This is a genomic window from Plantactinospora sp. CNZ321, from assembly GCF_004217235.1.
On record NZ_SHKQ01000001.1, the window covers coordinates 1,036,288 to 1,050,563 of the forward strand.

Below are 14,276 nucleotides of genomic sequence, written 5' to 3' on the forward strand. Positions count from 1 at the left end.
CCCGGCGGCTCCAGGGCAGCGGCGAGGAGTGCGCGGCGGGACGGTCTTCCCGAGCCGTCCCCGAGACGCCCTCCGGGGCGCCGGATCACCCTCCACGGTCCGGGCCCGTCACTGCGTCCCGGCCGCCGGGCTACAGGTCCCGGCGCATGCAGACCCGGGGCCACCGGTCCAGGCCGTGCGCTGCCTCGCGGGCCCGGATTTCGGCCAGTCCCGGGGTCAGCTCAGCCTCGTCGACGACGACGAAGCCGCACCGGGAGTAGTACGGCGCGTTCCACGGCACCTCGGTGAAGGTGGTCAGGGTCAGCGCCGGTACGCCGTCCGCCGTGGCGTGTGCGGCGAGCCGCTCGATCAGTTGCCGGCCGACGCCCCGGCGGGCGGCCCGGGGATGCACCGAGACCTGTTCGACGTGCAGGTTGCCGTCGACCGGCTCGGCGACCAGATAGCCGACCGGCACGTCGTCGGCGTCGACCGCGACCCAGGCCAGGCCGGCACGCTGGTACCGAGCCAGCTCCTCGACCGAGGGTGGTTCGTCGTCGGCGACCTCGGGCATCCCGACGTCCCGGAAGGACCGCCCGGCCGCCCGCTCGATGTCCCGCAGTCCCGGCAGGTCCTGCTCTCGGGCCGGTCGGATCCGCATCAGGTCATCCTCCCGGCCCGGCCGCCGGGCGGCCAACGATATTCGACCCCTGGTTCCGTCGCGGGCCATCCCGGCTTCTCCGTGGGCAGCATTCTCTCAAGCGAATCGAGGATGGCGACAGCGGCGGCGAGCGTGTCGGCGGTGGCCAGCTGCCGGGCGGTGTTCTGGTGTTCCAGGTAGAGCTGGCAGCCGGCCGGGTGGAACCGGGCCGCGACGGGCTGGCCGGCGTAGCGGTCGCCGAGCTGGGTGAGCAGGGGCAACGGGTCGTCCAACGGAACGGGTTCCGGTAACGACGGGACCGGGATCGGATATCTCGGGTCGGCCGGTACCGCCTCGGCCAGGGCCAGATCGAGGCAGTCGAGACAGTCGGCGATCGCCGCCTCCACGGTGGAATGGGTCGGCAGTTCGGGGACGCCCACCGGCAGGGTCGGCGCGTTGAGTTCGACGTACCAGCCCTCACCGTGCAGCCGGAGCGGATCACCGGCGTCGAGCCGATGGTTCTGCACGGTCACGGTGGCGACCAGGCCGAGGCCGAGGGCGAGCCGGATCAGGTCGGCCAGCGGCGGCACGTCGGGACGGCTGGCCCGGACGAACCGCCGCGCGCCCGGGTGGGCGCGGCTGGCGTGATCGACGTACCGGGTGAGCGGGTCGGCGTCCGGGTCGGGGAGGCGGACTATGCCGTCCCGGAGGTACTGGTCAAGGCCGCAAGCACCGTCGAGGTCGGTGAGGTCGTCGGGGCGTACCCGAAAGGCGCCGGCCCAGCGTGCCAGCCGGTAGCGGCCGGGAAGCTGGACCACCGGCTGCCCGTCGCGCTGACTGCCGACCAAGAGGGCCGGTGGTTGGTGCCCGGCTTCCCAGTTCAGGTGGAGGACCTGGTCACGCAGGTTGCTGAGCGTGATGACGGTGCCCAGGTAGCGACGGCGCGCCCGGGATCTCCGCTCCGGTGGCCGGGGCGGCGCAGCCGTCGGTGATCCGGCGTTCGAGCTGGTCGACGTCGGGGTCCGGGATGCGGTCGAGGGTGACCGGCCGGGCGACCCCGTCCGGGCCGGCGCAGCGGACGAAGTGTGCCGGCGCGGGGACCTGGCGGGCGGCCAGCAGCGCGATCGCCCGCTCGACGGTGGTGGCGACGATCGCCGCAGGTAGGTCGGGGTGGGTGTCCGGCTGCTCCGGAGACGCGGAACCGGGCAGTTCGTATCGGACCTCCCAGCCGATGTTGTCGGCGGCGGGGAGCCGGCGGGCCTCCACCACCAGGTCGAGGCAGAGCAGGCCGGCGACCGTGCAGAGCCGGGCGAGCTGCCGCGCCGGGTCCGGCGCCGGCCGCGCGGCGGTCCGGCCGAGGAAGACCTGCCACGGGGTACGCGTCCAGCCGGCGATCGCCGCCGCCGCCAGGTCGTGCCGCTGCTCGGCCGGCAGCTCGGGCCGCCACTCGGCGGGTAGCGACACCAGCCGTTCGCCGACCGGCTCGGTCGGGGTGGTGACGTGCTGAAGGCTGCCGACGCCGACCGAGACGGCCAGGTCATGCAGCAGCGGGGTCAGCGCCAGGTGCCAGCCGCCGCCGGGCGCCGGGCGGGGTTCGAGCATTCCGGGTACGACCTCCGTCGAGGCGACCGCTGCGGTGTCCAGGTTCGCCACGGTGAGGACGAGTTGGGCACGGCGTGCTCCATGATCGCCGCAGGTGGAGCAGGTGTGGTGGCTGGCAGTCCGGCAGTCGGGACAGGGCATTACCAGGGGTGTCGCGGACACGCCCTACACCGCCGCGCAGTCGTTCGGATGGTCGGCGCGCAGTGCGCAGCGCCGGCCGCCGTCGAGCAGCCGGTCGCAGTAGATCCGGTGCCGTACCCCCTGGTCGTCCTCTTCGGAGAGGGTGGTCTCCGGCACGTCGAGCTGGGTGAGGAAGGCCAGCGACCGGCCGGCGGTGCGGGCGAAGAGCTTCGCCGCCTCCAGGCTGGTCGCGGTGAACGGCAGATGCAGGACGAACCTCGGCTGCTCTCCCATCACCGGCCACCTGGCCGAGTGGGAGCGGAAAATGAATCATGATTGGCATTGGACACTGTTGCTCTCCTTTCTCCGTTCCTGCGGCGGGCGCTTCGTGAAATTGGAAGGGGCGGCCCGCCGGGAGGCCGATTTCGGGAACGGGCCGCCCCTGACGCGCCTACCGCCGCAGCCATTCGGCGAGTACGGCAGCAGGGCGTGCTGGAGTGAGCGCGCGCTTCACCACGCCCACACGGTTGGTGGGACGACAGCGAATTTGTGATGGTGCGGGGTCGCGGAGCCGCGCGCGCCCGTGATAGACAACTCCGGTAAGTCGTGATGACTCAGCGGTCCAACCTGAACAGACGACTCAATATCACCTCCTCTATAGACAGGTTGTCAGGGGCCGCCGGGCGGGAGTAACCCTTCCCGTCCGACCTTTTCCACGACTATTCCGCCCCGATAAGGCAGAGGAGAAAGATCATGGTGGTGACGCAACACCGGCCCTTCATCCGTACGCTCCGAGCGCAGTGGCTCGGCCAGCGGCTCCGGGACCTGCGCGAGCAGCGCGGCATGAGCCTGGAACTGGTCGCCGAGCACCTGAACCGGGACCGGTCGGCACTCGGCCGCTACGAGCGCGCCGAGTGGCCGATCCAGCGCCACGACGTGCTCGCCCTACTCGACCTGTACGGCTTCCACCGCGCCACCGAACGCGCCGAACTACTCAACCTCGCCGACGAGGTGTGGCGCACCGACCGCTGGACCGACAACTACGGAGACCTGGTCGACGCCTCGTTCATCGACTTCCCCTGGCTGGAGTCCCGCGCCAACACCGTCTGCTCGTACCACGCCATGGTCATCCCAGGGCTCTTCCAACTACGCGAGTACGCCGATCTCTTGATCCGGTGTTCGGAGGGACCGAATGAGTCTGAAGTTAACATCAATCGCTTCGTCGAGCTTCGGATGGAGCGGCAACGGGTGCTTGATGAGCCCGGCCAGACACGAGTTGAAGCGATCATCGATGAAGCCGCACTACGGCGACAGATCGGGGGGGCCGCACTCTTGCGAGTTCAGCTTGATCATCTTGGCAAGATCAGTCAGCACCATCGAGTGGAAGTGCGGGTGTTGCCAACTCGAGTCTGGCTCCATCCCGGACTCTATGGCTCGTTTTGGCTGTTTCGCATGCCCAAGCCCTACCCAGAGGTGGCCTACCTGGAGAGCCTGGCGGGCCAGATGTACTTCGAGCTGCCCAAAGCAGCAAAGTACGTCAGCGCGTACGATCGTCTTCGGGAGGCCGCACTCGGCCCACGCGAGTCGGCGCAGTTGATCAGGACGATCGCGGAGGATCTGGCATGAGTGACACCCTGCCAGCAGTGGCCTGGCACATCAGCACCCGTAGCGCAGACGTGGGTGGTAGCTGCGTCGAAGCAGGCCCAGTGCTCGACGGGTCGGGACGGGTGGCGCTGCGGCACAGCAAGGCACCCGACGCGGCGACCATCGTCTACACCCGAGCCGAGTGGGACGCCTTCGTCGCCGGAGTCAAGGACGGCGAGTTCGACTTCCACACCCCTGCTTGATCACTCTGACACTTCGACGTTCTGGTTCATCGGCTGAGCCGCGCGAGCGACCGGCTCGACGAATCGCAGGCCGCCGACCGCTCCGTGCGGGCCGGGCTCGACTCGGCCTACCGGATGCCAGGTCTTTGCCCGCCTTGGCAGCCGAGCGGACGCTGCCGAGCCAGGAGCGGCGCTATCGGCCGTCCACCGCGCATTTGTGGTGCCCTAAAGCGAAGGCGCCGGCGGCGAACGTGGCGGTCGCCGCCGTCGCCACTGCGGCACAGAGCAGCAACGTGGCGGTGTAACCGAAACGGCTGACCGCACCGCCGGCGAGGACTCCGGACAGCAGGGCGCCGCCAGTGCTCGCGTTGGCGAAAAGCGTCGTCGCTCGGCCGGCAGCTGGTGCCAGCAGGTCCTGGAAGTACCGGATGCCGGCGGCGCCGACCACCGCGATTGCGATGCCGCGGGCCGCCTGGCCGACCATCAGCAACGTCATGTCATGTGCCACGACGGTGAGACCGAAGTACACGATGAACGCCATCATGCCGGACAGGATGAGCGTCCGCTGACTGATCCAGGTCGGCAGCACGGCGAGAGCGAGGGCGGCAACGACCTCCACGATCGCGCACGCGCTGTACAGCACGCCGACCGTCGACGCCGCCTCGTGGAGCTCGCGCGTGACGAAAAGCGGAAGCGCCACCGATCCCGCATACATGGCTGTGAAGAACAACGTGACACTCGCGGTCAGCAGAATCAGTGCGGCAGGTGGCGTTGGATTGTCGGGACGAGGAGCACGATTCTGCTCGTTCTGCTGCTCGAGAGCGTCCTGCGGTGCCGGCACGGCTGTCGCGACCAGCAAGGCGATCACCGCCAGAATGACGGCCGCCGCCCGCAGGATCGCCGTGAATCCGGTCCACGCCAGAAGAGCCGCTCCAATCAGCGGCCCGATCGCCCACGCGAGCGACGAGACCGAGCGCAGCAAGGGGGCGGAACGCTGACCCTCGCGGCCGTCGCCGAGGATCACTCGGGCCATACTCAGCAGTTGTGGGAAGGCCGCTGCTTTGCAGCCCACCAGCGTCGCGGCGACGATGATCAGGAGTACGAACGACCGTGTCCACGTGAACAGGGCCAACCCCAGTCCGCCCAGGACGGTCACGGCGACGGCGTAGGAGCGCCGCGGTCTGCGGTCGAACCGCCGGCCGAGGAGCCAGCTGACGGAAATGCCGCCAACGGCCGGTGCGGAGGCGAGGGCCCCGACCTGCTCCGGGCTCAGTTTGACCTCGTCCGATGCGAACAGCACGAGGTACGAGCCGACCATCGAGTTCGCGATGCCCAGCAGAAGGATCGCGGTGGCCAACGACACGAAGGTGCGTCGTAACGGCGGGGCGGGTGAGGCCGCCTCCGACCGGGTCAGTGCGTCGTTCGCCATGCTCCGTCTCTCACGCCGTACTCCGCAACCCACGTCGTTGCCCGGTCGCCGGTCAACCAATGCCCCGGATGGTGTCTCGGCAATCCTCGTCCGCGCTCGACGTGCTGGGTTACAGGCGGTGTTCGGATGCCAGCGTCGGGGGCGCGTGTCGGCGCCCAGATGTGGCGCTTGCCGGAGTACAGGTTGGTAGCGCGGCCGACACTCTTCGATGATCTCTGAGGTCGGTCCACATCACCAGGTGATCTATCCCGGACGGCCGCCGTCACCCGGAGCGACACTCGTGTCATTGACTATGGTGGACTGCCGCGTGTTCTGGGCAGCCCTCTCGGCGTCAACAGAGCCAGTCGAGCACCTCGTCATTGGTGACGACCTGGCCGAACCGCGGCAGGACCACCGTCAACGCGTGCTCATGCTCGGTCGCCGTCATGCCGGTCATTGCGTCGGCGGCGAAGGTGACCTCGAACCCGTGATCAGACGCAGCGCACGGTCGACTCGACCCCCATCGTCGTCGCAATACCGGCCATGACCACTGTGTCCACCCCGCGCGCCCGCAGCCGGTCGGCCAAATCTGTGCCACAGGACGCGCCAATGGTGGCTTCACCACGGCGATGTCGTCGGCGGTGAAGAACTGGGAAGCGCCTGCGCCGGGTATCCGGGGCGACCCAGGTGAGGACGTCCACCACCCACCCCGACCAGCGGGCAGGCACCCTGGATATATCAAGATCAGCGAGACTTGATATATACTTCCAGACGTGAGTGATCACGCGGAGGAGGCGCACAGCATGTCCCGGACCATCCTCGACATCGATGACGAACTACTCGCCGAGGCCGCGAAGATCTTCGGCACGACCACAAAGAAAGCCACTGTCAACGCCGCACTGCAAGCGGCGGTCAACCGGGAGAAACGCCGCGAGTTCGCCGATTGGCTCAAAAATGGCGGGTTGCCTGGCCTGACCGGCCCAGCCGGCTCGGCCAGGCCCGACGCGGCGTGAGCCGCGAGCGCTACCTGGTGGACAAGTCCGCACTAGCCCGCTGGCCCAAGCCAGCCGTGGCGCCCGTGCTGGACGAACTCTCGGACCGGGGCCTGTTGGCAGTTTGCGGAGCGGTGGAGATTGAAGTGATTCACAGCGCTCGTACGGCAACAGATGCGCAGCGCGCCCGTTGGCTGCTCCGCGGCTTCGACTGGCTGGCGACGCCAGACGAGGTGTGGGACCGGGCGATTGAGGTGCAGATCCAGGCACTCCGGAAGGGCAACCACCGCGCCCTGTCAATGGCCGATCTCCTCATCGCCGCGACGGCCGAACGGCACGGCGCCATCGTCCTGCACTACGACGGTGACTACGACATGATCGCCGCCATCACCGGCCAGGCCACGGTCTGGGTTACCGAGCCTGGCACGGCTGATTGATCATCTGCACCTCCACGGTCAGCCGACCTTCGTCTCCGTGCCGACCTCGTCGGTGCGGGGTACGCCGGTCCGGCCACACCGGTCATCGTCCGCGACCGCCACGGGTACCGACTCGTCGTCAGTTCGTCCGGTCCGCCGCCCGGCGCTGGTAGTGCCGGGAAACGCGGGCGCGGTTGCCACAGGACGCCTTGCACCACTCCTGACGCGGATGCTCCTTGACGAAGTAGCGCACGCAGCGGGGCGCCGGGCAGGCGGCCAGCCGGTCCCGGTCCGGGCCGGCGAGAAACTCGATCGCGGCCCGGGCCAGCCCCGCGATCAGCCGTACCCGGGCATCGGCCGGTTCCCCTGACCAGGCGAGGGTTGGAGCCGCCTGGTCCGGCCAGTTCAGTACCGGCCGGACCGGCCATCGCCCGGCGGCCTGGTTGAGCTGGTCGACGGCGTCCTGCGGTGGAAGCAGCGCGGAGGAGTCCGCCCGGCTCGGCGGCCCGGGGCGGACAGCCTGGGCGAAGAGGGTACGCACGGCGCGACGCAGTCCGACCACCTCAAGCCGGAGCCGCTCGTCAGCCTGATCCCCGGCCGGGTCGGGACTGCCGGCGTACTCGCGCAGTGGCTCCGCCTGCTGCCGGAGCCAGGCGTGCAGGCCGGCGATGTCGGCGAGGTCGTCCGCGACGCCGCCGTTGCCGTCGTGCCGGATGGTGCCAGCGAGGGCGAGCGCGAGTTGCTGGGTCATCGGCGTCTCCTCCGCTCCCGGCTTGTCCGGGCGGCTGAGCCCAGGGTAGCTTCCCTAATGGTTATAACGCGAGCAACCATTAGGGGGATCTGAGTGCTCGTCATCGCCCACCTCAGCGACACACACCTGGACAGCCATCCGCGGTCGGCCGAGCGGACCGCCCGGGTGATGGACTACCTGCACGCCCTGCCCCGACCGGTCGACGCGATCCTGGTCACCGGAGACATCGCCGACCACGGTGAGGTGGCCGAATACGAGACTGCCGCCAAGCTCCTCGACTCGCCGCTGCCGGTGCTGACCTGCCCCGGCAACCACGACGTGCGGGACGCGTACCGGAAGGGTCTGCTCGGCGACTCGCGCGGCGGGACCGGCCCGATCAACAGCCGGCACGACGTGGCCGGTGCCGTCTTCCTGCTCGCCGACTCGTCGGTGCCCGGCCGGGACGACGGGCACCTCGACGCGGAGACCATGGGCTGGCTCGCCGACGAGTTGGACGCCACTCCGGCCGGAGCGCCGGTCTTCGTCGCCTTCCACCACCCACCGGTCGCCCTGCACCATCCGGTGATCGACCCGATGCGGCTGCTGCCGGCCGAGCCGCTGGCCGCGCTGCTCGCCACCCATCCGCAGGTCGTCGCGGTGCTGACCGGGCACTTCCACACCTCCGCCGCGAGCACCTTCGCCGGCCGACCGCTCCGGATCGCCCCGGGGGTCGTCTCCACGCTCCGGCTGCCGTGGGAGGGCGACGGGCCACTGGTCGACCTGGCCCAGCCGCCCGGGGTGGCGTTCCACGTCTACGACGACGCCGGGCTGCTGACCACGCACTACCGGGTGGTGGTCTGAGCCGTGCACGGCATCGCCGTACTCGGCTTCCTGGCCGCCGTCGCGCCGATCACCGCGACCCCGGGCACCAGCCTGGCCCTGGTCGTCTCACGGGTCGCCGCCGGCGGGCGCCGGCAGGGTTGGTGGGTGATCCTGGGTACCCTCACCGGCCTCTACGTGCACGCCATGCTCGCCGCCGTCGGGCTGGCCGCGCTCGTGCTCCGCTCGTCCCAGGCGTTTCTGCTGGTCAAGCTGCTTGGGGCCGGCTATCTGGTCGGCCTCGGGGCGTGGCTGCTCTGGTCGACGACCCGCCGCTGGTCACGGGCAGAGCGGTCGCCTCGATCCCGTACCGCAGCCGGACCGAGCGCGGCAAGCGGACCGAGCACGGTGGACGGACCGAGCACGGTGGACGGGCCGTCGGCGGCCCGGGCCCGGCGGTTGCCGTGGCGGGGACACCATCCCTACCTCCAGGGGCTTCTCGGCAACGTGCTCAACCCGAAGGCCGCGGCCATCTACCTGACCCTCGCCCCTCAGTTCCTCGACGTCGACGGTCCGGTGCTCATCCCGATGCTGGTACTCGGCACGGCGCACGCGCTGCTCGTCGGCTGCTGGCTCGCCGGCTGGACCGCGATCTCGGGCGCGGCCGCCCGACTGCTGCGCACCGTACGGGTCCGCCGGGCGCTCGACCGGGCGAGCGGCGTGACCCTGCTCGGCCTCGGTGTCCGTACGGCGGTGAGCTGAGACCGCACCGCACCGGCTCTAGCGGTCGAGCGTGACACCGGGCGCCGCCCTATGTAGAGTTCCGCGCATGGGTAGTGAGGTGCGAGTGACCACCGCCGTGGCGCGGGTACTCGCCGCGTTCCTCGAAGACGCGACGACAGACCGCTACGGACTGGACCTGATCGGCACGACCGGGCTGCCCAGCGGCACCCTTTATCCGATCCTGGTCCGGCTGCAACGGGCCGGCTGGGTCGACTCGGCCTGGGAGGAGATCGACCCGGTCGAGGCGGGCCGGCCCGCGCGGCGCTACTACCGGCTCACCCCGGACGGTCTGGCCCGGGCCCGCACCGAACTGGCCCTGCTGCACCAACAGCTCGGCGGCACCGCCCAGCCGACCAGCTCGAAACCGAGGCCGGCATGAACCGCCAGTCGACCAGGGCGAGCCGCAGAGCGACGGACAACGGCCGACCGGCGCGGGCGAACCGGAGACCGGACAGCCGCCAGCCGCCCCGGGTGGATCCGCGACCGGCGGCAGGGGCGTGCCGGTGATCGCCGATGCCCTGCTCCGGATCGCCGCGCGGCGCTGGCCCGCCGAGTTGCGGATGCTGCCGGAGTGGCGCGCCGAACTGGCGGCGATCCGCGCCGAGCCGGGCGCCGGCCCGGTGAACCGGGCCGTCCGGCAACTGCGGTTCGCGGTCAGCCTCGCCGGCTCGCCACCGGCCGAGGACGGGCACGGCGTACCGCGCGGCTGGCGGGAGGTGCTGCCCGGTGCCGGCAGGGCCCTGCAACCGGTGCTGGCGCTGCTCGGCGCGATGCTGCTCTGCCAGGTGCTGATCGGCGCACTCCAGATGGTGGGCACGACCGTGTTGACGCTGACCCGGGGATACCCGGGCGGCGCCGGCCCGCTCAACGTCATCGACTGGGCCGGCAACATCGCCTCGGTCGCCGGTCTCGCGACAGGGACCGCAGTCGCCGGTTGGCTCGGCGGATGGCTGGGCCGGCGCCTGCCGGTGGACCAGGCCCGACACACCCGGCTCGGCGTGGCCGTCCCGGCGGTGCTGGCCCCGCTGCTGATCGCCGCCGGGGCGGTGGTCCTGCACCTGGTCGCACACTCCGCTCCGGACCCGCAGCCGGGCGTCACCGTGCTGGCCTCCGAGCCGATACCGGCACTGCTGCTCTGGGGCGTCCTCGTCGCACCGCTCGGCGGGGTGGTCGCCCGGCTCGTCCATCGTGGGCGTCGCCGGGTGGCGTCGCTGCTCGCCGTCGGGGGCGGACTGCTCGCGCTCGAACTGGTCGCGGTGGTCGCCGGCTGGCACGCGGCGGTGGTGCAGAAGCTGAGTTTCGGTACCGCACCGTGGTGGTTCCCGCTCAGCCTGCTGGACCCGCACGGCAACGGGGTCTGGTTCGGCCGCGAGCAGGGCTACGTGGCGTCGGAAATGGTCGTGATGATCGTCGCGAACACCCTGCACCCGCTGCTCGCCTGCACCGCGTTCGCGCTCTGCTACGGCATGGCGGCGGCCCGGACCCGCCGGACCGTTCCGACGGCCGACGCGGCAGATCCGGCCGACGCAGCCGACCCGGCCAGCGCAGCCGACCCGGCAAGCGCAGCCGACCCGGCAAGCGCAGCCGACCCGGCAAGCGCAGCCGACCCGGCAAGCGCCGCAGACCCGGCCAGCGCAGCCGGCGTCGCCGATCCGGCAACCGCGGTCGGCGCGCCCAGCGGCCGGACGCCGATCGGCCGGCGGTCGGGCTGGAGCCGGGCCGGTGCCGGGCTCCGCCGCTTCGGCGTGGCGGTCGCGGCGGTCGGGCTGGGCCTGTGGGCGTACGCGGCGACGGTCCTCACACCGGGGCTCTCCGAGGTGGCGGCGGTCGACGAGGTGCAGAGCTGGGAACTGCACCTGTGGGCCCAGGAGCTGCGCCAGGCCGGGATCGTGTTCGCCGTACTCGGGCTGCTGGTGGTGGCCGCCGCCCGTGGCCCGGTACTGGTGCCCGGGCTGGGCACCGCCGCGCTGCTGCTCGCCGTCGACTCGGTACTCGACGCCGCCGACCTCGCCCGGCCGGGCCTGCTGCCCGCGGCCTTCGGCGTCGGTGTGGCGGTGCTGTCGCTTGGCTGGTGGCTCGGCGGCGCCCTCGCCCGCCGGACCGAACGGGGTGACCGGGCGGCTGTTCCGGAACACGTCGTACGGCGGCGGCTCGCCTGGGCGGCCGCGGTGGCCGCGTGGTGTGCTCCGGCGCTGCTGTTCCGGGCGAACTGGTCGGGCGAGCTGACCCCGCCCGGGTACCCGATCGGGACCGCACTCACCGCCGCCGCGTTCGCGGCGCTGGCCGGGACGACCGCGCTCGCCGTACGCGAGAATCGGCTGCCGGTCGCGGTCGCCGCTCCCCTGGTCGGGGTGCCGGTGCTGCTGATGGCCGCCCTCGGCGCACTCGTCGGCGGCGCCGTCGACGAGGTCAGCTTCGCCTCCGCGCTCGGACCGGCCCTGCTGACCGTCGCGCTCGCCACCATGGTCCTCCGGCGGCGCCCCGGAGCCGCCTGGCGGTGGGCCGCCCTCGGCGCCGGCGCGGTGCTGCTCGGCCTGCCGTCGGCGTACGCGCAACTCGCCCTCGCCCCGCTGCTCGGCGACCCGTTGCAGCGCGCCGCGGACTACGGCCGGCCGGTCGACGGGCTGCCCTACCTGACCGGCGCGGTACTGCTCGCCGCCGTGCTGGCCGTGGTGATCGCCATCCGGGTGGCGCCGGGCCGACCGACCCCGACGATTCCTGGCCCCGGCCCGAACCCGCCCGACGACGATGCAGGGGTCTGCACCGGCACGGGACCTGGGAGGGTGCATGCGCCTGCCGATTTGGCCGGCAGCCTCGACCCCACCGGCCGCGGCGCAACGTCGTCACCGTCACCCTGGCGGGGCGACGCCAGCTCCACCGGCTGGGCCGGCGGCTGACCCGGGTCCGGGACGACCGGCGCCGGTGAGCCGTCGCCAGAGGAAGCGCAGCATCAGCGCCCACTTGAAGGCCAGCTGCGCGTTGTCGGCGGCGGCGCCGTGCCCGCCCTCGATGTTCTCGTAGTAGGAGACGTCGTAGCCGTACCCGCGCATCCGGGCGGCCATCTTGCGGGCGTGGCCCGGATGCACCCGGTCGTCCCGGGACGACGTGACGAGCAGGACCGGCGGATAGGACCGCCCCGGCCGGATGTTGTGGTACGGCGAGTACTCGCGCAGGAACGCCCAGTCGGCCTCGTCGTCCGGGTCGCCGTACTCGGCCATCCAGGAGGCGCCGGCCAGCAGCAGGTGGTAGCGGCGCATGTCGAAGAGCGGCACCCGGGCCACCACCGCGCCGAACAACTCCGGAAACCGGGTCAGCATCACCCCCATCAGCAGACCACCGTTGCTGCCGCCCTCGATGCCGAGCCGCGCCGGCACGGTGATGCCCCGGTCCACCAGGTCGGTCGCCACGGCGGCGAAGTCCTCGTACGCCCGGAGCCGGTTCTCCCGCAGCGCCGCCCGGTGCCAGCGCGGGCCGAACTCGCCGCCGCCCCGGATGTTGGCGACCGCGTAACTGCCGCCCCTGGCCAGCCAGCCCCGCCCGATGATCCCGCTGTAGCTCGGCGTCCAGGCCATCTCGAAGCCGCCGTAGCCGGTCAGCAGGGTGGGTCCGGTCGACGGCTCCCCCGCCGGGCCGACCAGGAAGTACGGCACCCGGGTCCCGTCGGCGGACCGGGCGTGCAGTTGCCGGACCGCCATCCCGGCCGGGTCGAAGAACGCCGGGTCCCGCTTCAAGGTCTCGGCCGGCCCGCCGACCGTGCCGTGGTGCAGTGCGGTCGGCGCCAGGAAGTCGGTGCTGGCCAGCAGGTACTCGTCGGTGTACTCCGGATTGGTGTCGACGATGACCACGTGCCGCTCCTGCGTCGGCACCGCCGCCGGCAACGGTCGCCGGTGCCAGCCGTCCGCGCCGGGCGTGAGGACCTCGATCCGGCCGCGGACGTCGACCAGGCTGCTCAGGATCAGGTGGGACCGGGTCCAGGCGTGCCGGCCGGGCGCGCTGTCCGGGCCGGGCGCGAAGACCACGGTCAGGTCGCGCTCACCGGCGAGGAACCGGTCCAGCCGGGTGACCAGGATCGTGCCGGCGGCGTACGTCCGGCCGCCGACCGCCCAGTCCGAGCGGAGCGCGATCAGCAGCCATTCCCGGTGTACGTCGGTTTCGGCGTCCTCCGGCACGTCGATCCGGACCAGTTCGCCGTCGACGGTGCGCAGGAACTCCTCCCGACGGAAGAAGTCCAGCCGGCGGCCGAGGAAGTCACGGACGAAGCCCGACGTCGGGTCGTGCACCGCGTAGACCGAGACGTCGTCGTCCCGGCCCTGGTAGACGACGGTGGCCTCGGCCAGCGGGGTACCCCGGCGCCAGCGCTTGACGATCCGGGGATAGCCGGAGGCGGTCAGCGATCCGGGGCCGAAGTCGGTGCCGACGTAGATGTGGTCGGCGTCGATCCAGCTGACGTCGCTCTTCGCCTCCGGCAGGGCGAAGCCGTCGGGTACGAAGGCCCGGGTCGTCAGGTCGAACTCGCGGACCACGCTGGCGTCCGAGCCGCCCCGGGCCAGCCTGATCAGGCAACGCCGGTGCCCGGGCCGCGCCACGATCGCGCCCTGCCAGGTCCACGGCTCGCCCTCGGTGGCGGCAAGCGCGTCGACGTCGAGCAGCACCTCCCAGCTCGGCTCCGTCCGGCGGTACTCGTCGAGCGTGGTACGCCGCCACAGCCCCCGGGGGTGGGCCTCGTCCTTCCAGAGGTTGTAGAGGTAGGTTCCGTCCCAATGCACGAACGGCACCCGGTCCGCGGCGTCCAACACCTGACGCAGCTGCGCGTTCAGCGTGTCGAACGCGGGGTCGTCGGCCAGCGCGGCTCGGATCTCCGCGTTGCGGGCCCGTACCCAGGCGGTCACCTCGGGGCCGGAGAGCGCCTCCAGCCAGCGGAATTCGTCGTGGAGATCCGGGGACACGCAGGGTTCCTACCACAG

At 71.6% G+C, this 14,276-nt stretch carries 16 protein-coding genes; 8 read left to right on the forward strand and 8 right to left on the reverse strand.

What is annotated here, in order from left to right:
- Nucleotides 1–130 precede the first annotated feature (130 nt).
- From EV371_RS04495 to EV371_RS04510, 4 genes are all read right to left on the reverse strand, one after another.
- On the reverse strand, nt 131–637 hold the full coding sequence (locus EV371_RS04495; RefSeq protein WP_130460928.1) for a GNAT family N-acetyltransferase: 507 nt from the start codon (nt 635–637) through the stop codon (nt 131–133).
- Nucleotides 637–1,434 (reverse strand): hypothetical protein, encoded by a 798-nt coding sequence (locus EV371_RS04500; RefSeq protein WP_130460929.1) that lies wholly within the window; start codon nt 1,432–1,434, stop codon nt 637–639. The genes EV371_RS04495 and EV371_RS04500 overlap by 1 nt, the downstream gene beginning before the upstream one ends.
- 79 nt (nt 1,435–1,513) lie before the next feature.
- Complete coding sequence (locus tag EV371_RS04505; protein WP_165436603.1) at nt 1,514–2,380, reverse strand: hypothetical protein; 867 nt, start codon at nt 2,378–2,380, stop codon at nt 1,514–1,516.
- A 3-nt stretch (nt 2,381–2,383) separates the two neighbouring features.
- Complete coding sequence (locus EV371_RS04510) at nt 2,384–2,632, reverse strand: hypothetical protein (protein ID WP_130460931.1); 249 nt, start codon at nt 2,630–2,632, stop codon at nt 2,384–2,386.
- A 459-nt stretch (nt 2,633–3,091) separates the two neighbouring features.
- On the opposite strand from EV371_RS04510, the gene EV371_RS04515 reads away from it, so the two are divergent.
- Both EV371_RS04515 and EV371_RS04520 read left to right on the forward strand, forming a co-directional pair.
- Nucleotides 3,092–3,964, forward strand: a complete 873-nt coding sequence (locus EV371_RS04515; protein ID WP_130460932.1) for a Scr1 family TA system antitoxin-like transcriptional regulator — start codon at nt 3,092–3,094, stop codon at nt 3,962–3,964.
- Nucleotides 3,961–4,185, forward strand: a complete 225-nt coding sequence (locus tag EV371_RS04520) for a DUF397 domain-containing protein (protein WP_130460933.1) — start codon at nt 3,961–3,963, stop codon at nt 4,183–4,185. Before EV371_RS04515 ends, EV371_RS04520 begins: the two co-directional genes overlap by 4 nt.
- Nucleotides 4,186–4,357: 172 nt before the next feature.
- Here EV371_RS04520 and EV371_RS04525 read toward each other — a convergent pair whose 3' ends face one another.
- Together EV371_RS04525 and EV371_RS34070 are read right to left on the reverse strand one after the other, a co-directional pair.
- On the reverse strand, nt 4,358–5,593 hold the full coding sequence (locus EV371_RS04525) for an MFS transporter (protein ID WP_130460934.1): 1,236 nt from the start codon (nt 5,591–5,593) through the stop codon (nt 4,358–4,360).
- Nucleotides 5,594–6,063: 470 nt separating this feature from the next.
- On the reverse strand, nt 6,064–6,372 hold the full coding sequence (locus EV371_RS34070; protein WP_349338677.1) for an isochorismatase family protein: 309 nt from the start codon (nt 6,370–6,372) through the stop codon (nt 6,064–6,066).
- On the opposite strand from EV371_RS34070, the gene EV371_RS04535 reads away from it, so the two are divergent.
- Both EV371_RS04535 and EV371_RS04540 read left to right on the forward strand, forming a co-directional pair.
- Complete coding sequence (locus EV371_RS04535; RefSeq protein ID WP_486484479.1) at nt 6,346–6,585, forward strand: type II toxin-antitoxin system VapB family antitoxin; 240 nt, start codon at nt 6,346–6,348, stop codon at nt 6,583–6,585. The two genes, EV371_RS34070 and EV371_RS04535, sit on opposite strands and share 27 nt — an antisense overlap.
- Nucleotides 6,582–7,001, forward strand: coding sequence for a PIN domain-containing protein (locus EV371_RS04540; RefSeq protein ID WP_130460935.1), 420 nt, complete (start codon nt 6,582–6,584; stop codon nt 6,999–7,001). Before EV371_RS04535 ends, EV371_RS04540 begins: the two co-directional genes overlap by 4 nt.
- Before the next feature lie 118 nt (nt 7,002–7,119).
- On the opposite strand, the gene EV371_RS04545 is transcribed toward EV371_RS04540, so the two are convergent.
- Nucleotides 7,120–7,731: an ABATE domain-containing protein gene (locus tag EV371_RS04545; RefSeq protein WP_130460936.1), complete on the reverse strand. Its 612-nt coding sequence runs from the start codon at nt 7,729–7,731 to the stop codon at nt 7,120–7,122.
- 93 nt (nt 7,732–7,824) lie between these two features.
- On the opposite strand from EV371_RS04545, the gene EV371_RS04550 reads away from it, so the two are divergent.
- The 4 genes from EV371_RS04550 (at nt 7,825) to EV371_RS33690 (ending at nt 12,209) form a co-directional block, all read left to right on the forward strand.
- Nucleotides 7,825–8,571 carry a metallophosphoesterase gene (locus tag EV371_RS04550; protein ID WP_130460937.1) on the forward strand — a complete coding sequence of 249 codons (747 nt, stop codon included), beginning with the start codon at nt 7,825–7,827 and terminating at the stop codon, nt 8,569–8,571.
- A gap of 3 nt (nt 8,572–8,574) precedes the next feature.
- A complete protein-coding gene (locus EV371_RS04555) occupies nt 8,575–9,291 on the forward strand; it encodes a LysE family translocator (RefSeq protein ID WP_130460938.1) in 717 nt (238 codons plus the stop codon).
- A 67-nt stretch (nt 9,292–9,358) separates the two neighbouring features.
- The gene (locus EV371_RS04560; protein ID WP_207230404.1) at nt 9,359–9,691 is read left to right on the forward strand and encodes a helix-turn-helix transcriptional regulator; all 333 of its coding nucleotides are present in this window, start codon (nt 9,359–9,361) and stop codon (nt 9,689–9,691) included.
- Between the two features lie 124 nt (nt 9,692–9,815).
- A complete protein-coding gene (locus tag EV371_RS33690; RefSeq protein WP_207230405.1) occupies nt 9,816–12,209 on the forward strand; it encodes a hypothetical protein in 2,394 nt (797 codons plus the stop codon).
- On the opposite strand, the gene EV371_RS04570 is transcribed toward EV371_RS33690, so the two are convergent.
- The gene (locus EV371_RS04570; protein ID WP_130460939.1) at nt 12,162–14,258 is read right to left on the reverse strand and encodes a prolyl oligopeptidase family serine peptidase; all 2,097 of its coding nucleotides are present in this window, start codon (nt 14,256–14,258) and stop codon (nt 12,162–12,164) included. The genes EV371_RS33690 and EV371_RS04570 overlap by 48 nt on opposite strands.
- Nucleotides 14,259–14,276 lie beyond the last annotated feature (18 nt).

Excerpts from the sequence above, each read along its gene's own strand:
- EV371_RS04495 (WP_130460928.1), bottom strand. The coding sequence starts at position 637 with ATGCGGATCCGACCGGCCCGAGAGCAGGACCTGCCGGGACTGCGGGAC.
- EV371_RS04510 (WP_130460931.1), bottom strand. The coding sequence starts at position 2,632 with ATGGGAGAGCAGCCGAGGTTCGTCCTGCATCTGCCGTTCACCGCGACC.
- EV371_RS04515 (WP_130460932.1), top strand. The coding sequence starts at position 3,092 with ATGGTGGTGACGCAACACCGGCCCTTCATCCGTACGCTCCGAGCGCAG.
- EV371_RS04520 (WP_130460933.1), top strand. The coding sequence starts at position 3,961 with ATGAGTGACACCCTGCCAGCAGTGGCCTGGCACATCAGCACCCGTAGC.
- EV371_RS04525 (WP_130460934.1), bottom strand. The coding sequence starts at position 5,593 with ATGGCGAACGACGCACTGACCCGGTCGGAGGCGGCCTCACCCGCCCCG.
- EV371_RS04545 (WP_130460936.1), bottom strand. The coding sequence starts at position 7,731 with ATGACCCAGCAACTCGCGCTCGCCCTCGCTGGCACCATCCGGCACGAC.
- EV371_RS04560 (WP_207230404.1), top strand. The coding sequence starts at position 9,359 with ATGGGTAGTGAGGTGCGAGTGACCACCGCCGTGGCGCGGGTACTCGCC.